General features: G+C 55.3%; 14 protein-coding genes and 1 other annotated feature. Of the genes, 3 read left to right on the top strand and 11 right to left on the bottom strand.

Features of this window, described 5'->3' with window-relative positions; all coding sequences use genetic code 11:
• Positions 1–131 precede the first annotated feature (131 nt).
• Positions 132–977, top strand: a complete 846-nt coding sequence (locus tag ACKGJP_RS14385) for a YitT family protein (RefSeq protein ID WP_409347162.1) — start codon at positions 132–134, stop codon at positions 975–977.
• A gap of 96 nt (positions 978–1,073) precedes the next feature.
• Here the strand turns inward: ACKGJP_RS14385 and ACKGJP_RS14380 are convergent, their stop codons facing one another.
• The 4 genes from ACKGJP_RS14380 to ACKGJP_RS14365 form a co-directional block, all read right to left on the bottom strand.
• Positions 1,074–2,984 carry an acyltransferase family protein gene (locus tag ACKGJP_RS14380; RefSeq protein ID WP_409346314.1) on the bottom strand — a complete coding sequence of 637 codons (1,911 nt, stop codon included), beginning with the start codon at positions 2,982–2,984 and terminating at the stop codon, positions 1,074–1,076.
• A gap of 635 nt (positions 2,985–3,619) precedes the next feature.
• Positions 3,620–4,273 (bottom strand): bacillithiol biosynthesis deacetylase BshB2, encoded by a 654-nt coding sequence (gene bshB2, locus ACKGJP_RS14375; protein WP_409346313.1) that lies wholly within the window; start codon positions 4,271–4,273, stop codon positions 3,620–3,622.
• Between the two features lie 24 nt (positions 4,274–4,297).
• On the bottom strand, positions 4,298–4,642 hold the full coding sequence (locus ACKGJP_RS14370) for a YojF family protein (protein ID WP_409346312.1): 345 nt from the start codon (positions 4,640–4,642) through the stop codon (positions 4,298–4,300).
• Between the two features lie 116 nt (positions 4,643–4,758).
• Positions 4,759–6,138 carry an aldehyde dehydrogenase gene (locus tag ACKGJP_RS14365; RefSeq protein WP_409346311.1) on the bottom strand — a complete coding sequence of 460 codons (1,380 nt, stop codon included), beginning with the start codon at positions 6,136–6,138 and terminating at the stop codon, positions 4,759–4,761.
• 191 nt (positions 6,139–6,329) lie between these two features.
• Between ACKGJP_RS14365 and ACKGJP_RS14360 the strand changes: the two genes are divergently transcribed.
• Positions 6,330–7,010, top strand: a complete 681-nt coding sequence (locus ACKGJP_RS14360; RefSeq protein ID WP_409346310.1) for a lysoplasmalogenase — start codon at positions 6,330–6,332, stop codon at positions 7,008–7,010.
• Positions 7,011–7,063: 53 nt separating this feature from the next.
• Here ACKGJP_RS14360 and ACKGJP_RS14355 read toward each other — a convergent pair whose 3' ends face one another.
• Positions 7,064–8,935 carry an arginine--tRNA ligase gene (locus ACKGJP_RS14355; protein ID WP_409347161.1) on the bottom strand — a complete coding sequence of 624 codons (1,872 nt, stop codon included), beginning with the start codon at positions 8,933–8,935 and terminating at the stop codon, positions 7,064–7,066.
• Positions 8,936–8,989: 54 nt separating this feature from the next.
• Positions 8,990–9,219: a binding site (T-box leader), on the bottom strand.
• 158 nt (positions 9,220–9,377) lie between these two features.
• Between ACKGJP_RS14355 and ACKGJP_RS14350 the strand changes: the two genes are divergently transcribed.
• Positions 9,378–10,478 (top strand): GIY-YIG nuclease family protein, encoded by a 1,101-nt coding sequence (locus tag ACKGJP_RS14350; protein ID WP_409346309.1) that lies wholly within the window; start codon positions 9,378–9,380, stop codon positions 10,476–10,478.
• A gap of 32 nt (positions 10,479–10,510) precedes the next feature.
• On the opposite strand, the gene ACKGJP_RS14345 is transcribed toward ACKGJP_RS14350, so the two are convergent.
• From ACKGJP_RS14345 to ACKGJP_RS14320, 6 genes are all read right to left on the bottom strand, one after another.
• Positions 10,511–11,455, bottom strand: coding sequence for a VanW family protein (locus tag ACKGJP_RS14345; RefSeq protein WP_409346308.1), 945 nt, complete (start codon positions 11,453–11,455; stop codon positions 10,511–10,513).
• A gap of 212 nt (positions 11,456–11,667) precedes the next feature.
• Positions 11,668–13,047, bottom strand: coding sequence for a cobyrinate a,c-diamide synthase (locus ACKGJP_RS14340; RefSeq protein WP_409346307.1), 1,380 nt, complete (start codon positions 13,045–13,047; stop codon positions 11,668–11,670).
• A 691-nt stretch (positions 13,048–13,738) separates the two neighbouring features.
• Complete coding sequence (locus ACKGJP_RS14335) at positions 13,739–13,942, bottom strand: hypothetical protein (protein ID WP_409346306.1); 204 nt, start codon at positions 13,940–13,942, stop codon at positions 13,739–13,741.
• A gap of 28 nt (positions 13,943–13,970) precedes the next feature.
• The gene (locus ACKGJP_RS14330; protein ID WP_409346305.1) at positions 13,971–15,725 is read right to left on the bottom strand and encodes a methyl-accepting chemotaxis protein; all 1,755 of its coding nucleotides are present in this window, start codon (positions 15,723–15,725) and stop codon (positions 13,971–13,973) included.
• 175 nt (positions 15,726–15,900) lie between these two features.
• Complete coding sequence (locus tag ACKGJP_RS14325) at positions 15,901–16,455, bottom strand: GNAT family N-acetyltransferase (protein ID WP_409346304.1); 555 nt, start codon at positions 16,453–16,455, stop codon at positions 15,901–15,903.
• Between the two features lie 74 nt (positions 16,456–16,529).
• Positions 16,530–19,637: a glycosyl hydrolase family 95 catalytic domain-containing protein gene (locus tag ACKGJP_RS14320; protein ID WP_409346303.1), complete on the bottom strand. Its 3,108-nt coding sequence runs from the start codon at positions 19,635–19,637 to the stop codon at positions 16,530–16,532.
• Positions 19,638–19,690: the final 53 nt, after the last annotated feature.

The raw sequence follows: 19,690 nt of genomic DNA, 5'->3' as shown, positions 1-19,690 counted from the left end.
GTTTTTCAAAACAGGATCGGACCCGCCGCAAGCATGATATAGACATTACTGGGCATTACTAACAACCAGAAAAGCAAGGAGTGATCGAGCGCATGTCCCAAGCAGCAGCCCGTTCGTCGCAGCATCGGAAAATGTCTTTCTACAACATCGTGAAACGAATGCTTCTTCTGACTCTAGGCGCCGTTATTTTCTCGGTCGGACTCGAAATATTCCTCGTGCCGAATCAAATCATCGACGGCGGCGTCACCGGTATCTCGATTATGCTTTCTCATGAGCTCGGCGTGCCGCTGGGCATCTTTTTGACCGTCCTAAATATCCCCTTCCTGTATATCGGCTACAAGCAGATCGGTAAGACGTTCGCACTCTCCACCCTTTATGCGGTCATACTCATGTCGATCGGCACATCCCTGCTTATCCCGGTAAAGCCGCTTACGGACGATCCGCTTCTTGCCGCCGTATTCGGCGGGATCATTCTCGGCGTAGGCGTAGGGATGGTCATCCGTTCCGGCGGATCGCTGGACGGCACCGAAATCGTCGCGATCCTCGTCAGCAAAAAAACGATGTTTTCCGTCGGCGAATTCGTCATGGTGATCAACGTATTCATCCTGGGCAGCGCGGGCTTCGTGTTCGGCTTCGACCACGCTATGTACTCGCTGATTGCCTATTACATCGCCTTCAAGATGATCGACATTACGATCGAAGGCATCGATCAGTCGAAATCCGTCTGGATCATTAGCGACGCCCACCAGGATATCGGCGATGCGCTGACGCATCGGCTCGGCCGAGGCGTGACTTATTTTCATGGGGAAGGCGCTTTTTCCGGAGACGAGAAAAAGGTTATCTTTACCGTCATTACCCGTTTGGAGGAAGCCAAGCTGAAGTCAATCGTGGACGAATTCGATTCGAACGCCTTCATCGCCATCGGCAATATCCACGATGTGAAAGGCGGCAACTTCAAGAAGAAAGACATCCATTAGCCCGCAGGAACAAAAAAAGCGCCCGATGCGGGCGCTTTTTTTGTTGCGATTCGAAGGAATCCGATCCGGGGTCTGACGATTCCCCCGATCCCGTGCTCAGCTTGCCCGGCTCGTGCGGTCGGCCACCGCTTTCGCTACGAGAGAAGCGTACGCCTTGGCGCCGCTTACTTCCAGATGAACGCCGTCACGGGTGAAATAGTCGCTCTTCCCTTTGCTGGCCGAATGCCAGTCGAGTACGGTCACATTCGGAAAAAGAGCTGCCGTATCCTCCAGCTTTTGGTTGACATCATCCTCCCATGGCCGCGGGACACGGGTATTGACAAGAAGGATGCTCCGATCCTTCCCCAGCGAGTTCAGCAGCTTCTCCAGCTGCGGTTTATCGAACGTTCCGTTCGTGCCGAGCTCAATGATGACGAAATCCCCCAGCTTATTCTCCGATTGGAGTTGATTCGCTGCAGTTTGCGCTTGCGACATCTGCCTGCCGACCTTCGCATCGATTACGATACCGGGCAGAAGTTCCTCAAGATACGGCGAAACGCCAAGCATAACCGAATCGCCGATAACCGTCACTTCTTTCCCCTCCTGGCCCTGCGTTTCGGCAGAACCGGAGCCCTGAGCCGCCGAAGGCTCGGCCGGTTTACCGGATGGCTTCGGGGTCTCGGCAGGCTGCTGGGCAACCGCATCTCCGGCGGGTTTGTCTTCGGACTGTTCCTGGGCCGGCGTCGGTGCCGGTGCCGGTTCAGGCGGTTCCGTTAATCCGAAAGCCTCCGACTCATAGCTTGCCGTCGCATCCGGAATACGGGCGATGCCGAAGCTCAGCATCACGACGACGAGAAACGCGCATCCTGCAACCAAAAAACGGCTTGTTCTTCTTAAGCCCCCCGTTTTGCGGCTTTTCGCACCCGAACGGAACGGAGCCGCTCCCGCAGCTCTCAGGCGAATCGGCTCTTCGATAACCTTCCACGACAAGGCGGCGAGGCCGAAGCTTGCGGCCAGCTGCAGAAAGGCGCGCGCGATATTCAGCTCTCCGCCCGACACCGCGTCACCGCTTAACGCGATAACCGGATAATGCCACAAATAGATCCCATAGGAACGAACGCCTAGCCACTGAAGCGGTTTCCAGCCCAGAGCCCGGTTTAGGCTGCTAGCCGGATGAACGATAGAAGCCACGGCCGCTGCCGTCACAAGGGATAGCAGCACGAGCCCGCCGCGGTATAGAAATCCGTCGTACTGATCCGTCAGCCCGATCATGAGCAGGACGGACAGCAAACCCGCCCAGCCGATCGCATCGATGAGCAACCGTACGCCCGGTGCAACCTTGATGACCAGCTTCCGGCTAGGCCAAACCACGGCAAGCGCCGCCCCGATCAGCAAAGCGAAGGCTCTCGTATCGGTTCCGTAATAAACGCGGCTCGGATCGATCCCCGGCTCGTAAATAACCGCCATTGCTATTGCGGATACGGCGGCGGCCACCAGTATCATGCCGGCCAATTGCCAGCGGCGCGGCGCGAAACGAAGGCCAAGCGAAAGAAGGAACGGCCAAAGCAAGTAAAATTGCTCCTCGACCGCAAGCGACCATAAATGTCCGAGAGGAGAAGGGGGGCCGAATTGTTCGAAATAAGACACTTGATGAAAAATAAACCGCCAATTGCTTACATACATGACCGCCGCCAGCGCGTCTCCGCCGATCGCCTGCAGTCTCGATATGTCAAAGAGCATCATCCAGAGCAGAACCGATGCGATCATTGCGAGCATTGCGGGAATGAGCCGGCGAAACCGGCGCAGCCAGAAGTTCTGCAGATCGATTCTGCCCGTCTTTTTCCATTCGTTCGCAATAATATCGGTAATCAGGTAACCGGACAGTACGAAGAATACGCCGACGCCAAGCAGCCCGCCCGGCGCCCAAGCCGGATGAATATGATACAGGATAACGGCGAGCACCGCGATGGCCCGCAGGCCGTCCAGCCCGGCGATATAGCGGCCTTTCCCTTCGAGCGGCTCAGGCATGGCGCAAGCCCCCTCCATTACCTGTCATGCTTCTTTCTTGATTTTCTTGATGCGTCTCAGTGTGCATTGTTATTTCCGCTGTTCCTCTTGCCGCCAGGTTCGACCAATTATGTTCCGGGTTCATGCTGTTGTGAGTTCGTTCCATCCGCTTACTGTCCTTTCAGGCTACCTAACGCTAGGAAATGATTGCGGGTTGTGGCCGTTACACGGTTCGCAAGTCTTTCTCGTTCTCTAGTACGCCGGCGTTCGCATATTCGTATTCATGATGTCGTAATACATAAGGATGTCGACTCGCCTTACGGTTTACATCCATGATTATAGGGGAGCTTTCGCCGAAAGAAGTTACGAAACAGTAAAAAAATTCATCGCGGGTATTTTCTGAGGGGATTCGTCGACCTAATAGACAACTTTTCTCCGATTTCGGGAACGGTACAGCAAGATTTCTCTAGGCGCTTTATGATTGTAACGGGTATGAATATACTTGGACGAAACTCGTTCCCTATGCCGTCCTCATAATATAGAAAAAAAAGGTACCGCCTCCTCCGTTTTCTTGAGGGACAGTACCTTTCTAGCATCAATGGACTTTCTCAGCGGCATCAGCAATTCATCAAGCTGTTGATTCCCGTGGGATTAACTCAGGAAAACCGATACGTCCAAAAGCGTTCCTTCATCAACCGCGGCTTCACTTCTTCGTCCTCATAAGACTTTTTGCCCCACAAAAAGAGTCCTTGCGTCCGGTGCGCCTCCAGCGAGCCGATTTTTTGCTTCAAGTTTGACGACACATCCCGGACGATGTCCGGAGGGCCGAGCACCGTTTCGCAATCCTTCGAGAATGCGACGCAGTGGACAGCCGGTCTTTCGTCAGCAGGCATACGTTCCACCGTTTGAATGACCAGCGCCCCGGTCGCATCGTGATCGGGATGAACGCTGTAGCCGGGATAAAAGGTGAAGATCAAGGAAGGCTGCAATTCCGCGATAGCTTCGCGCAGCCGTTCGATCAGCGCCTCCCGGTCTTCGAATTCCACCGTTTTATCGTGAACGCCCCACATTCGGAGGTCCGTGATGCCGATCGCCCGGCAGGATTGCTCCAGCTCTTTTTTACGAATGACGGGAAGGGACACCCGATTGGCAAAAGGAGGGTTCCCCATGCTCCGCCCCATCTCGCCCAATGTCAGGCAAATGTAGGTTACGGGCGTTCCATTCTTAATGTGGTCGACCAGCGTGCCCGAAATGCCGCATTCATCGTCCGGATGAGGCAGGACAACCAATACATGTCGTTCTCGTTTCATCTGCTGCTCCTCCTTCCGCTCCCGTTAAAATTTGTCCTTGCTAAGCTGAAGGCCGACGACAAGCTTTCCTTCGGTATCGTGTCCGGCCATGATGAGTCTTTCGGTATCCCCGTCTTCCCAGTGCGTCAAGCCTTCCGAATAAACCCAACCGGTTTCCGTTTTCAGGCCTACCCGGTAAGGCCCGCTGCCGGCGATGGAACCGTGCGTAAACCGGATCTCGCCATTGCTGAGGAAGGTCGAAGCCGTAAACCGCGAACTGTCCTTAAGCGAGGCGTATGCCCCCGTAGTCATTTCCAAGTGAAGATACAATGGTTGGTCCTTAAGCGAATCCAGCATTCGCTGTACCGCTTGCGGGTCAATCAGGCGCATAATCATTCTCCTCTCCGACACTATTCAACTCCCATTATGCTTGAAACCGGGCAAAATGCCAAACGGAACCGGCGAACGCCGGCCGTTCCCTCCGTCCCGATCGGATCGAACCCCGTTTACTTCAGCAGCTTGCGGATCAGCCTCAGACCCCATTTGGAATTCGGGTAGCGAAACGGTAGGTCAAACCGCGTCGTTTGCCGAAGCACGCTCTTCCTATGCGAAAACGTTTCGAAGGAACTCCTCCCGTGGTACCGGCCCATTCCGCTGTCGCCGACTCCGCCGATCGGAAGGTAGGGCGAGCCGAAATGCATGATCGTATCGTTGATGCAGCCTCCTCCGAAAGAGACCCGTTCCGTCACCAGACGCTGCAATTCCCGGTTCTCGCTGAACAAATAGAGCGCAAGCGGCTTAGGCCGCGCGCCGATTTCGGCCAGCGCCTCATCGATGCGTTCATAAACCAGCACCGGTAAAATGGGACCGAATATTTCTTCCTCCATCACCGGATCGTGCCAAGAGACGTCGTCCAGCACCGTGGGGGCGATTGTCAGCTTCTCTTCATCCGTTTGTCCGCCGATCGGGATGGACGCCCCTCGCAGGAATTCGGTTAACCGGTCAAAATGCCTGCGGCTTACGATTCGGCCGTAATCCGGGTTCCGCAGCGGCTCCGAACCGAAGAGCTCCGTAACCGCTTCGCGCAATTGCTTCATAAACGGCTCTTTCACCTGCCGGTCGACAAGCACGTAATCCGGAGCCACACAGGTTTGTCCGGCGTTCATGTATTTCCCGAAGGCGATACGCTTCGCAGCCAGTTTCAAATTGGCATCGCGATGAACGATGCACGGGCTTTTGCCGCCCAGTTCCAGCGTAACCGGCGTTAAATGCTTGGCCGCTGCGGCCATGACGATCTTTCCCACCGCAGCGCTTCCCGTGAAAAAGATTGTGTCGAACTTCTCCGCCAGCAGCCGCTCGCTAACGTCGACGCCCCCTTCGGCCACATCGACCCAGCCGGGGTCGAACGCTTCCTTCACAAGCTCGCGCAAGGCGGCGGAAACGTTCGGAGCGAGCTCTGACGGCTTCAGCACCGCCGTATTGCCCGCGGCCACCGCCCCGATCAGCGGGACTAGCGCAAGCTGCACCGGATAATTCCAAGGCGCGATGATGAGCACGGATCCGTAAGGGACGGCCAGCTGGAAGCTGCTGCTGCCCAAGTGGCTTAGCGGGGCCGGCAGCCGGCGCGGCTTCATCCAAGCTTTCAAATGCTTTAACGTATGTCTGATTTCGCTCAGCACAAGGCCGATTTCCATCGCATACGACTCGAATTCCGATTTATTCAAATCCTGCTTCAGCGCCGAGAGAAGCCTCCGCTCATGCCGCAGCACCGACGTCCGCAGCGCTTCCAGCCGTTCCCTTCTCGCCTCCAGCGGGTAGGTGGCGCCGCTTGCAAAATAGCTGCGCTGGCAGCCGATCATTTCGTTTATGTTCAGGGTACCGTTCATGGATAGCACCTTCTTTTGGTTTCGAGTCGGCAAGCCAATGCCTCTTATGCACTATTTTAACATAAGAAGCTTCTCTTGTTTCGGTGAACCATTACGAATGCAAGTTATATCCGAAAGACGATTTACAGCGCTTCCTTATTTTCCTATTATTAAGCTATCCTTATATTCGTGATGACTGGGAGGCGTTCCTAATGCCCCGTAAAGCGCTGCTTGCCGCTATCGTCGTTACCTGCATCGCCCACCTGCTTACTCTTTCTGTTGACGCTGTGTTCCTGCACTGGGTTTTAAAGCTGGCACCCCTGGTTTTGATTTGGCTGTTCGCGGCATCCGGAAGCGCGGATAAGTCGCCCTACAGAAGCCTGCTTCTCACAGGGCTGCTCTTTTGCATGACGGGCGACGCTTTTTTGCTGCTTAGCGGCAGCACCTGGTTTTTGCTCGGACTGCTTGCCTTTTTGACCGGGCATATTCTTTATATTGCGGCATTTCTTACCCGGCGTAAGCGTACAAACCGCTCGCTGCTCGCCCTCGTCCCCATCGTTCTATACGGGATCTTTATGGCGGCCGAGCTGCATCGGGGCATGTTTAAGGATAGCGATTCCAACTCGATGTGGATGCCCGTGCTTGCTTACTTAATCGTCATATCGGTCATGCTGCTGACAGCCGTCATGACAGGCAGGCTGGGCGCCGCCCTCGGAGCCGTTTGCTTCGTCGTCTCCGACTCGCTGCTCGCGTGGAACAAATTCATCGGCTCCTTTACGGGAGCAGGGTTCCTGATCATGCTGACGTATTTCGCGGCGCAGCTGCTGATTGCGGCCAGCGTAAGCGAAGACAAATCGCCCGGCGAACATTCCATAAATTCCGCAGCTTTGTAAAGGAAGCATAAAGAAGAGCCTCCAACTGCAGAGGCTCTTCTCTCTTTCCTATTTTACATCCGTTTCGGCGCCGGCAGGCCGATAATAGACAAAGCGTCGCGCAGCGTTTGCTCAAAACGTTCGGTAATCCAAATGCGCTTTGCTATCAGCTTACCCTCTCCCTTCAATATCGGACAAGTCGCATAGAAATGGTTGAACGAGGAGGCAAGCTCATAAACATACGTGCAGAGCGCGTTCGGCGAAAGCTCCCGCACGGCCGATTGCAGCGTCTCCGGCCAATAGGCAAGCAGCCTAAGCAAGCGCTGCTCCTGCGCTTCCAGCGTATCAAGAACGGCAGGATGCTGCGGCCGGCCGGGTTCCCTCCCCGCTTTTTCGAGCACGCTGCATGCTCTCGCATACGCATACAGCAGATATACCCCCGTATTGCCGGATATTTCCGTCGCCTGCTCCAGATCGAACACGACCTCGGTTTGCAGATGAAACCGCAATAAGGAATAACGAATCGCCGCAGCGGCAATCGCCCGGCTCGACAATCCGGCCTTGCGCGAGCGCTTGGCGTCGATGGACTGCTCCATCCGATTAAGCAAGTCGGTCACCTTAATGCCGATTCCCTGACGTCCCGACATCGGATAGGCATGCTTGCCGTCCGACGTATCCAGTCCGAGACCAGCGGCGGTATCGGCGCTTAGGGAAACGACTCCGTAACTCACATGCTTAAGCCGGTCGGCCTGCTTCCCGAAGCCGAGCGCCTGCAGCGCTTGCTTCACCATCGTCTGGGGGTATTCCTGCCTATGATCGATGACGTTGATAACCGTATCCGCCTGGCCGATCCGTTTCTTCACGCCGTCTGCATGGGTCGACCAAAGTCCGTCCGCAAACTTACGGTAACGGAATTCCTTGCCGAGCACGCCGAATTTCCACAAATGATAGGCGATGTCTTTAGCCGTATACGTCAAAACCCCGTTCGACCGGACAAGCACCTTATCCGCATGAAAATCCTCTTTCCCGGACGCTTCCTCCGTCTCCTCGCTCTGCTTCAGCACCCAGCAGCCCGCCAGCTTGCCTTCCTCCTCCTGCCGAAAAACGGAAGTCGAGCGCAGCAGCTCGAACGCCTGCAACCAGAAGCCTTCGCGCACGATGCTGCTTTCCCATACGAGCACATCGTAGCCGATGCCGAACTGCTTCATTTCCTCCAGATGCTCGCGTACGATACGCTCCGCGACCAGCAGCCCGAACCATGCCGTATTCCCGCTGCCTTTCTCCAGCTCATGCAGAACGGCGGTGCGTTCATGCTGCAATTCGGGCGTTTCCTTGTATGCCTTATTGACCTTCGCATACGTTTCCCAGCAAAAGTCTCCGAAGCGCGCATAAGTTCCTTCCGTCGACTTATGAAGCATCCCGACAACCGTGTCGGCAAGCTGATTGCCCAGATCGTCAATGTAGTTATGCACCTCGACCTTATGGCCGGTACGCTTCATCATCCTTGCGATCGTGTCGCCGATGCATGAGTTCCGCAAATGTCCGATATGGGCGGATTTATTCGGATTGATCGAGGTATGCTCGACAATCACTTTTTCCGGAGAGCGCGTGCCCCCTGAGTCCGCATCGAAGTCCTTCGATGACCACTTTTGCCAATCGAGATAGAAGTTCAAAAATCCCGGGGCCGCCGCTTCGACCTTCGAGAACAACCCCTTGACCGATTCTTCCTCTTGGAGAAGCTCTAACAGGTCATGGGCAATGCCCAGCGGCGGCTTGCGCAAAGCTTTGGCGAGCGTCATCGCGACATTCGTGCTATAGTCCCCGTTTTCCGGACTGGCCGGATGCTCGACCGCCACGTGAATCCGCTCCTGCCGGGGGAGTTCCGCCTTTTCCAAAAGAACGTTTAGGCTGCGCGCAACAGCCGCTCTTACGATTTCGCTAATCAACATGATCCTTGCCTCCCCGTTTCGTCAAAAACCAAAAAAAGCCCCCGTCTCCAATAAAGAGACGAGAGCTTGAATCCCGCGGTGCCACTCTAAGTATCGGCCCAGGCGCAATGCGCAGGCCGACCACTCGCTTTGGTAACGGTCCATGACCGGATTTGCCTACTCGTACGCGTTCGGCAAACCATTTCCCGGGTCCGCTTCATCCTTACCTCCGTACCGGCTTTCACCAACCCGGCTCGCTGCGACTGGCTGTCATGGACTACTGTCCCGTTCATAAATATTCGAAATATTCCGTCAGATAAAATGCTTAGAATCATTTATACCGGAACATCAAGAAGATGTCAAGCCTTCCTTGCACTACCCGGATATGCTATCGTTAATGGCGTGAAAACAGGCGCGCAGCCGCGTGCAAACGGGATATTGGATCCGGGAGGGAATAACGATGACATTCGCGTTTCGGTCCGGACGTTATCCGGAAGCGCCGGGATGCTATTTAATGCTGGACGAGTCCGGACGGGTGCTGTACGTCGGGAAAGCCATCAATTTGCGCAGCCGACTTTCCTCTTACTTTCGCGGCAGGCCGGAAAAGACCAAGACGGCGCTGCTGGTCAGAGAAATACGAGATATCGACATCATGATCGTGACCAACGAGAATGAGAGCCTGACGCTTGAACGGGAGCTGATCAAGCAGTACCGGCCGCCGTTTAACCGCGCCATGCGGAGCGGCCCTTCCGTCTTGCCCTATATTGCCGTCTCGTCCGAAACGCTTCCACGCCTGACCGGTGTCGATATCGCAAGATTTCAGACTGCCGAATCCCATGCCGCTGCCGTTCAGGAGCAAGCCGGGTCCCTAATCGGACCTTTTCCGAACGTTCCTTACCGCGATATCGTCCTGGACTACGTCGTGGACACGTTCCGTCTTCCAGGCGACGCGCCTATGGACGAGAGATTTGCCTCACGCTTTTACCGGGAGCTGCTCGGAAGCGCAGCCGAAGGCCGTTTTACGCCCGATCGGCTTGCACAATCGATGGAGCTGGCGATTCGACTTCTTCACAACCCGGACGCTCTCCTTCAGCATATGGATAAAACAATGAACGACTACGCCGAACAGCTCCATTTCGAGCGTGCGCTGCAAATAAAAAAGCATAGGGACGCCCTCGTCCGGATGCAGGAAAAGCAAAGCGTCAACCGTCCCGGCAGCAAGCCGGAAACGGTCGTTTGGATCGGCGTCGCTCATGCCTTGTCCGCTCATCTGGAGGACGGCACGCTGCGGCGGCGTTTCGATTTCGATGCTCTGCCGCAAGAACCGGGTCCAGCCGGCGCTGCCGTCAAGCTGCTGGCGGCGATCTGGTCGCAGCACCGCCCGCATGAGATCATCACGAACGCCGGCGAACTCGGGCAGGAGGTGGCGGCCGAACTCGCGGCCCGCTGTCCCGGCATCCGGCTATGCACGCCTTTGAGAGGCCGTAAGCGCAGCTTGCTGCACATTTGCCGCATCAATCTCGAATATCGCATCAGCCTGTTAGCGGAAAACAAGGACTAGCTTCCTGGAGTCATAAGCGCCGACTGCGGCGGCTACGGAGAAGCGGCATTCGTTTCCGTGGATACTTCCTCCGGCAATTCGGTGGACATGCTCGGAATAACCCGGGGCTTGTAGTCGATAACGTCGGACGAATGGACGGAAACGTACATCGTACCCGAGCCTGCAAAAGCGCGAATCAGGATCGGCTGGTTATACTGGTTGAGGAATACGAAATCGGGCCCGTCCCAGCTAACCGTAGCGTCCCGTCCCGGCAGCACGTACGGCACGCTTTTGCTGTGGGAATACCGCTGCACGATTTTAAGGCCTGCGCGGTCAATCGCGTTATACAACGTTGACGATACCTGGCATATTCCCCCGCCGATCCCTTCGGACAACTCCCCTCGGACGATGACCGGCGCCTTCATATAGCCTTTATCCAGTGTGCGTTTGCCGATGGCGCGGTTGAACGAGAACGTTTCGCCCGGGAACACGACCTGATTGTCCAGCGCCTTGGACGCGATGGCGATATTGTTGGAACGGTTTTTGTTGCTGCTGTTGTAATACGTCGCGTAGTTACCGATCGCCTTCACCCGAATATTCGCGAGCAGCTCGCTGTCGACTCTCGGATAAACGGTTTTGCGCGGAGCCTCCGCCGAATACGGACCGCTGCCGTAAAAATAGGTGTAAAAATGCTGCATCATCGCAAAACGATCGAGCTCGTAGCCGACCTGCTCCTTGACTATTTTACCGGAGCTCCCGATTTTTGCATTTTGGGGCGGCTCATATACTTTTTTATGAATCGTATCGACGAATCGTTGATATTTCTTCATATCAACCATCGTCATACCCGGAAGCGTATAGCCGGCGCGGTTTGCCGAGGCCACATTCTTTCCCTTAAATTCAACTGCAAACGAGGCATCGTTCTTGTTTTCCGACGGCGGCATCGGCTGTACGGGCTGCAAGAGCAGCATGATCGCGGCGATCCAAATCAGTTTCAAAACAAAAACAACTCCTATCGCATTCGTTCTACTCTGATACATTTTCCAAAAGCAGCCCGATTTATGATAAATTCCGCTTGACGGAAACAAAAAAACGGCGCCTTTCGGCACCGGAGATCTGCTTGATTTGTCATTGTTGCTGCGGTGCGCAGAGGCACGAAACAGCCGAAGCGATAGGGCTTGAATGGAAACCGTCAGCCGCTATTTTGGAGCTAACTGCGTGCATGGTGACACAGAGCAACCCAACGTTCCGCCACTTCTGGCGCTGAAGCAAAATGGATGTGCGTATATCCGGCGACCAGCCCCCGGTACAGCACGCCTTCTTCCTTGCTGCCTCTCATCCCTTTGGTTACATAGGCGGGCGGCAAGCTCCCTTTGGACAAATCCGGCTGAAAGGTCGAATAATGAAATTCATGTCCCCTGGAAAGGCTTTGCGTACCTAGCAGTGCATTGCCCGCCGTCCCCTCGATTTCCCTATACCCAAGCGCGGCGAACTTGCGCTGCATCGTCACTTCGCCCGGGACGAGGCCGACCATCGGATAACGGCGCCCTTCCGTATCTACGATCGCCTCGGTTAAGTACATGAATCCGCCGCACTCGGCGAGAGCGGGCTTTCCGCTTTCGATAAATGCTCGGAACGAAGCTTTAACCGCTTCGTCAGCCGCCAGCTTTTCCGCAAATTCCTCGGGAAAACCGCCTCCTATGTACAAGCCGTCCGCCTTCTTCGGGACAGCCTCTCCCGCAAGCGGCGAAAAATAGACAAGCTCGGCTCCGTAAGCCTTCAGCAGTTCGAAATTCTCCGGATAATAGAAATTGAATGCGGCATCGCGCGCCACGGCGATGGATACGGATTCCGCGTGCTCTTTCCGGGCAAAAATGGAAGGACGGCCAACGGCTCCGGGCAGCTCCCCGCTCTCGGCGCACGTCCAAACGGCCTTCAGATCGACGGACGCCGTAATTCGCTGCTGAAGCCCTTCGAAGAACGGCTGCAGCTCTCCCCGCTCCACGGAGGGCACTAGGCCGAGATGACGTTCCGGCACTTGAATCTCGTCTTCGCGTTTCAGATGTCCGAATACCGGTATTCCGCATTCCTGCTCGATCGCCTCTTTGACGATCCGGTAATGGCCGTCGCTGCCGGCTTTGTTTACAATAACGCCTATAATCCTGATGCCTTCGTCAAATTGCAGAAAGCCTTTGAGCATCGCCGCCGCGCTTCGCGCCATGCTTTGACAATTGATCACGAGCACAATAGGACAATCGAGCAGCATAGCGACTTCTGCGGCGCTTCCTTCGTTCGTCAAATGATTTTTTCCGTCGAACAGCCCCATGACGCCCTCGATAATCGAAATATCGGCCCCTTCGCTCCCCCTCGCAAAAACGTCCCTCACCGTATCGTGCGGGAGCATCCAGCTGTCCAGGTTCCGCGACGTCCTTCCCGTCACAGCCGTATGATAGGCGGGATCGATATAATCGGGCCCCACTTTAAAACCTTGAACGGCATACCCTTGTTGCCGGAAGGCAGCCATAAGCCCTACGGTAATCGTCGTTTTGCCGACCCCGCTGCCCGTTCCTGCGATCATGATGCGGCGCATGCGATTCCCTCCTTTGCCTTGCTTTAGCCAAGAAGTATGATACCCCGGCATGGTACATTTCGCAAGATCCGACCGGTATAGGTCAGATTTACTCACCGGTATCGGCCGTCCCCCTCAATGGCGCATTACGACAAAAACCCGCATCCTGACCTAGCCGGTCGAAGATACGGGCTCAACTTACTTGATCAAATATTTCGCCAAGTCATCAAGCAGCAGATTCGCGGAAATGATGCCGCCTGACGAGTTCCAGATCCCGTCGTCGCCGCCACCGCCAGTTCATTCGTAAAGCCGCCAGGCAGCGCATCATTCTTCGATGAAGTCACATACAGAGTCTTCTTGTATAAAATACAACATTTCGGCCACATTTTTATGAAATTTTGAGAAATGTTGTAGAAAATGCATCAAAATGAACGGGATCCGTTCCTTTCGCCCACTTTTCACCCAAAATGTTGCAAAACCTGCAGCATTTTATTCTCCACCCCACCTCCGAACGTCAAAATGCTGCATTCCGTACAACAATCGCCAACAGCTTCCGCCCGAAACCATCTCCTCAGATACCCGATGAGTTAAACTGCCAGCAACACTCGGAAAACCCGGAACTTTGCGCCGATCGATCAACGATGCTTACAACGCCAACATGCCGGAAGCGGGCTCAATCACATCCAGACAGCCCTTTAAAGCCTGCGACGCGTTAGGAGAAAACGCTTTGCAGTACAGGTCGACTTGGCGCATCCGTTACCTGAAGGCGGCTATTGACATGCACCTTGCCGCAGATTTTGACGCTATTGCCGAAAACCGGCGTTATTTTGACAGTCCCCGCCGGCGCTCTCCGGATCGGGAATGAGAACGCCTTCCACTGAAGCCGCGTTCGCCAGATGAAAAAAGGAGCCCGCACGAAGCGCAGCTCCTTATGTAGCAATACCTTAAACCTTAAACTTATGGATCGTCTTCTGAAGCTCGGTCGACATCCGATTGAGCGAATCTGCGGATGCGGCGATCTCCTCCATCGAGGCGAGCTGCTCTTCCGTTGATGCCGATATGGTTTGCGACATATCCGCCGAACGGCTTGCGCTCCGCTCCATCTCCTGCAGCGATGCGGCTACCTGCTCGGAGCTCGCCGACATTTGCTCCGCTGCAGCCGACGCCTCTTCGACCTGCGAGGTGACGCTCCGCGCCGCCAGCAAAATGCGGCGGAACGCCACGCCCGTCTCCCGGATCGTTTCGACGCCGGTATCCGCTTCCCGTTCGCCCTTGTTCATCGCATCCACCGCGACGCGAATGTCGTCCTGTACGGCGGCGATCAGCTCGTTCACTTCGTTCGCCGAAGCATTGGAGCGCTCGGCCAGTTTCTTGACTTCCGAGGCGACTACGGCGAAGCCTTTGCCGTGCTCCCCGGCGCGTGCCGCTTCAATCGAAGCATTGAGCGCGAGCAAGTTCGTTTGCGAAGAAATTTCCGTAATCGTCTGCACGATCGTTCCGATTTGCTGCGACCGTTCATTGAGCAAATGGATGACGGTCGCAAGCTCCGCCACCGTTTGACGGACCGCATTCATCTGGGCGCTGGAACGTTCGATCGCTTCGTTGCCGTGCTCCGCTTCTTGCGCCGTATGCGCGGAGGCATCGAACGCCGTCGCCGACGTAACGGCGATGCGCTGAATGCCGGCTGCCATCTCCTCCATCGTGCGCGAGCTTTCCAGCACGCTCCGCGCCTGCGAATCGACGCTTGCCGCAATCGTTTGGATCGCTGCGGATATGTCGTTCGTTGCTTGCGTCGTCTCTCTTATCGAGAGCGAAAGCTGCGTCGAAGCGTCCGAAACGGAATCGGAGCTTACGCTGACTTGCTTCGTCAGCTGTCTCAGATTGGCGTTCATCTGGTTGAAGCTTTCCGCCAGCCAGCCGATTTCGTCTTTATTGGGTACTTGTAGCGCCGGCGCCGTCAGATCGCCTTGGGCGACCTGCTCCGCCGTCCGGGCCATCTGCTTCAGCGGACGGGAAATATGCAGCGCGAATAGAATAAACATAATTCCTCCGGCAACGAAGCAGGCGATCAGCGTCCCTATAATCACTTTCAGAATGTGCATTTGTCCCTGATTGTAGTCCATCATGTAGGAGCCTGCGCATATCACCCAGCCCCACTGAGGAGCGAGCTGAGCGTAAGTCACTTTCTCGGCTTCCTTCGTATCCTGCGGCAGCGGCCAGAAGTAGTAGGTGAAGCCTCCGCCCTGCTGCGCCCCTTGAATCATGTCGCGTATGAAATAAGTGCCGTCCTTCGTCTGCTTGTCCCAAATGTTCTGTCCCTCAATCAGCGGATGCGCCAGCTCGGTCCCTTTCTCATCCAGAACGAAAAAGTATCCGTTCGGTCCGAGATCGATATTTTTGTTAATCGGCCGCTTGCCGTCCTGCTGCTTCGGACCGAGCAGCATGACCTTCACGCTTTCCTGCGCCTGCTCGAGCGTGAGCGTCCCTTTTTTGACCGATTCGTCGAGCGAGGCGATTTCGGCCAGTACGAGCTGTACGCCGTTCTGTAAATTTTTCTCGATCAGCTTGTTGGTTTCCTTATAGGAAACATTGCCGACGATCGCCAGTCCCACAAGGGGAAACAGCAGCAGAATGAGCGATATTCCGATTAGCTTCGCCCGGATCGACAGCTTTATTTTACGCTTTGTCATCGTTGTCATAGCTCCCTCCATGTCTATCTGGTTTATTTTTCTATTTTCGATTGTACGACATTGCACGACAAAAATCGACTGTAACGGTATGCGGATATTGTTAATTATTTCTTTTCAAGGGAAAGTAAAAAGCCGTACCCCGGCTGAAACGCCATGCGGTACGGCTTCTTCCATCGGCGGCCGGTCAATCCTTGCCGCGATAAGCTTTGTTATGGAATTTGGTAATATACCGAAAAAGCAGCTCCCCCTCGTCGGGAAGTGGACGGTTCCGGTCGAAATTTTTATACATGGCGCTATACGGCTCGGGAACCCATATATAGTGATGCACGTATTCCGTGAGCCGGTAGCCGCAACGCTCCCAGAATCGGATTCGCCCCTTATTTTCGGAGGTCGGCTCGGCTTCCACCTCGATTACGACGCCTCTGCAGCCTTCCGTCGTTTCCGCCCATGCTTCGATATAATCCAGAAGCATCCTTCCTATTCCATGGCCTCGCTCTTCTCGATCGACCGCCAAATAATCGATGATCAGCACGTCGGCATCCCGAACGCCCCCGGTCAAAGCCATCGCGACAACTTGTCCGTTCTCAGCCGCCGTATGCAAGCGGCATAGGTTTCGCTCGAACATGCGGCGTATGATCGTTCGCGTTTTGCTGCCCGGTTCGGGAAAGGCTTGCCGGTATACCCGCTCGGCTTCCAGCCATAACGGTTCGTCCCATTGTGCGGTCGTGTGAAAAATCATCGTGTAGCCTCCGTCATGATAATCGCTGTATCCGTTCCCCCTATTATACCCGCCTTCTTGCCGGATGCCATCTTCTACAAATACGTGTAGTTTTTGTTTACGATCAGCACATTGATCCTCCACTGCCTGCCTTCCTGCGAACGAAAACGGATTTTGACACAGCCGTCCTTCTTCTGGATGACCGGCAGCATTTCCGTTGCAAACTCGCCTGCCCGCAGCAAGCGTTCCGGCGACCGCATGCTTTGACCGGCAATTTCGATCTCCGTCCAAGTCGGAGAGTCGTTGTCGCCGGACACGAACAACACGTCGTAGCTCCCTTTAGGCAGCTCCAGCAGGAACGTCTTTTCCTCCGTTCCGCCGATGGAATCGCGCCGCAGCAGGTCCCCTCTCCCAGAGTCCGCGGTGATTAAGCCGTCCCCGTTCTCCCAGCCGATACCGGTGTATGGCGTGAATACGGTCTCCTCCGTTATTTTACGGAAGGTTTGTCCGATAACGCCCTGATCCATGTGCACCTGTCTCGGGAGCGCTTGGAAATAATCTTTGTCAAGCAGTTCCTTGCCGACGCCGAAATCAAGCCGGTAAGCGGCTCGTCTCGATTCACGGTAGTTGCCGGAATAATAATCGAACGTGAAATGGTCGAGCATCCTGTCATGCTGCGTGTCCCGGTTTTTGCCCAAGAAAACTCTCCGGCCCGTATGCGCTTCGTGAACGCGCGGACCATCGGCGTTTCCACCGTCATCCGGCTGCTCCGCCAATAAACCGGAAGCATTTGCTTCAGAAGGATGAATCAGATATTCTCCGTTCCGGTCTGTCCCGAAAACGACGTTACCGTCTTCCAGGCGGCACTCCGCCGGAATCCACGCGTCTCCTTCCAACCTCGATACCGCAGCCTGCACAGACGGCGGAAAAGGGTTGCGGATAGCCGCTTGCGCACCGGCCAAGCTCTTGATGCGAACCCACGCCGTGCATCCGTTCCGCATCGCGGCGCTCACCTCGAATGCGCCTACGGCCAGCAAGCCGCGGAACGAGCAATCGCTCCATTTGTCGTACGCGCGCACTTTTTTCACGACGTCATGCTCGTACATGCCGATCGTTCTCTCCGGCTCGGGCTCTCCCGTAGGAAGCGCCGGGAATACCTCGATCACGCAGCTGTAGCTTTGCAGCAGCATTTCGTTGACGGCGGCGACCACCTCGCCGGAAGCCTCCATCATGTGAGGGTAGTAAAGAGGCTCGTTCGTAATGTTGCAATAGTTGATCCAGCGCTCCGTTTCTTCGGCAAATAATCCGTTGCAGCGCAACGATAAATCGACTCCCTGCTCGTAAAGCAGCCGCAGCGCCGTATTCCCTTTGCCTAACCGCGATGCCGCAGCCGACAGCCAGCCGAATTGAAAGACGCCGTATTCGGTATGATTTTCTGCCAGGCGAAGCGTGTTTTCGGCACGTTTGCGCAGCGGCTCCTCGCTGTTTTTGTCGATTTCGCCAATCGGGTAGATCGGCATAAGCAGGGAAGGATGCCGCAAGTGCAGGTCGGCCGGCGCCCACTCCGAATCCCTGAAAACATCGCCGTAACGTCCCGAAACGCCAGTCGGGTAAGGCGCTAAGCGAGCGGACATTTCGATCCACTTGCTTCGTTCGGCTTCCGAACCGTCCAGAACGACGCTCGCTTCGATCGTCATTTCCAGTAAATATTTGACGGAAGACAATGTACTTACCGAGTTCCGCGTTAAAGGGCCTTGCTCGGGCGAAATGTCGGGGAAAACGACATATTGCTTCTTATCGGCGTCATACTGCAAATACTCTTCGAAAAACCGGACGATCCTTTTGAACAGCGGATACGCCTTTTCCCGCAAAAAGTCCTTGTCCAGGCTGTACCGGTAATAATCCCACAGAAATTGCGCGCACCACGGCCAGATGCTTAAATACAAAGCATGCGGGTAATCTGCGGCAATCCCGTCCATCCCGTAAAACTGCTTCGCCATTTTCTCCGCTTGAGCGGTATATGAGAGCAGCCCGTCGTTGAACGCTTCGGCAATCTCCAGATGATTCGCGGTATAAAGCGGCCAGAAAGCCGCTTGAATATTGACGTCCCAGTACCACATGCTGCCCCATTTGGTCGGCTGCTTGATATCCCACAAGCCGTTCAGCCCGCACGCTTGCTCGTACATGCGGCCGCCTTTCCCGCTGCTGCAGGCGATGGCATACAGATTAATGTGCCACAGATCCTCGAGCATCTTGTCAGGCAACGTAACCGATGAACGGCTCCAGAAGCTTCTCCAATGCGCTTCGTGACCATCCTTCAACCGGCCGACTTTGGCATCGGTCTTGTTCACGCGCTGCAGAGCGGTTTGAAGCAGATCTTTGGTCTCTTCCTCCGTCACGACCGTCGTTAAAATCGTCATCTGCTCGCCCGCGTCGCGTATGCGCACCTGAAGTGCCTCCGGCGTTACCTCCGCGCTTCCCTTGGCTCCGATCAGCTTCGTCATCACCAGGAAGGTAAACGGACCATAGCGTTCCTTGTCTTCGCCGTCGGGATAGAAGGAGCCTGTATAATAAAAGGTCGTGTCGTCAACCTGATGGTACTTCACGGTCATGTCCGTATATCTTCCAGTCGGAACGGACATAGCGAACGCTTTCACGAGTTCTCCGTTGGTTTGCTTGATTCGCGTTACGACAAAATCGCCATCCTGAGCGATGAACGTCCTTGCATCGAGCGCCCTGTCGCCTTTTTCGATCCGCAAATCTACCCGTGCGGCCTCGACGCTTAACCCGAGGGAAGTAAAGTCCGGCTCGGCCAGTTCATCCGAAGGGAACAGCTGAATTTCGCCGGTCGGGTAATGAGAAGCTCCCCCCGATGGCTTGCCGTACCTTCTATACATGTTGTCGCCGGAGAACGAGTCGCCGTAAAGATAGAATGGTCCTTCCTCTGCGTTCCGGTACATCTCGTTCGCCCGGCGCTTCAGCTCCTCGAACGTAAAGCCGTATTGACGCTGGAAACCGCGTCCTTCCCCGTTCCGGTAAGTCTGGCTGTACCGGTGCAGCTTCTGATAATAAACCTCGTAATGATTCATCGCCATCGTCAGCTTATTGTCCTCGAAGAACATCATGCCGCCGAAATGGCCGTTGCCGAGTGGCAGCGCCTCGTTCCAGCTGCTGGATGTATTTTGATAGGTTATCGTGTGCATCTCCGTTCTCTTCCCCTCTATCGTCGCTTCCCTTTATCCGTCCAAAGCTATGC

The organism is Paenibacillus litoralis (assembly GCF_046244365.1).
GTDB lineage: Bacteria > Bacillota > Bacilli > Paenibacillales > NBRC-103111 > Paenibacillus_V.
This window is presented reverse-complemented; position numbering and strand designations above follow the sequence as displayed.

Coding starts and splice junctions, on each gene's coding strand:
- ACKGJP_RS14385 (WP_409347162.1), top strand. CDS start 132: ATGTCTTTCTACAACATCGTGAAACGAATGCTTCTTCTGACTCTAGGC.
- ACKGJP_RS14380 (WP_409346314.1), bottom strand. CDS start 2,984: ATGCCTGAGCCGCTCGAAGGGAAAGGCCGCTATATCGCCGGGCTGGAC.
- bshB2 (WP_409346313.1), bottom strand. CDS start 4,273: ATGAAACGAGAACGACATGTATTGGTTGTCCTGCCTCATCCGGACGAT.
- ACKGJP_RS14370 (WP_409346312.1), bottom strand. CDS start 4,642: ATGCGCCTGATTGACCCGCAAGCGGTACAGCGAATGCTGGATTCGCTT.
- ACKGJP_RS14365 (WP_409346311.1), bottom strand. CDS start 6,138: ATGAACGGTACCCTGAACATAAACGAAATGATCGGCTGCCAGCGCAGC.
- ACKGJP_RS14360 (WP_409346310.1), top strand. CDS start 6,330: ATGCCCCGTAAAGCGCTGCTTGCCGCTATCGTCGTTACCTGCATCGCC.
- ACKGJP_RS14350 (WP_409346309.1), top strand. CDS start 9,378: ATGACATTCGCGTTTCGGTCCGGACGTTATCCGGAAGCGCCGGGATGC.
- ACKGJP_RS14340 (WP_409346307.1), bottom strand. CDS start 13,047: ATGCGCCGCATCATGATCGCAGGAACGGGCAGCGGGGTCGGCAAAACG.
- ACKGJP_RS14330 (WP_409346305.1), bottom strand. CDS start 15,725: ATGACAACGATGACAAAGCGTAAAATAAAGCTGTCGATCCGGGCGAAG.
- ACKGJP_RS14325 (WP_409346304.1), bottom strand. CDS start 16,455: ATGATTTTTCACACGACCGCACAATGGGACGAACCGTTATGGCTGGAA.
- ACKGJP_RS14320 (WP_409346303.1), bottom strand. CDS start 19,637: ATGCACACGATAACCTATCAAAATACATCCAGCAGCTGGAACGAGGCG.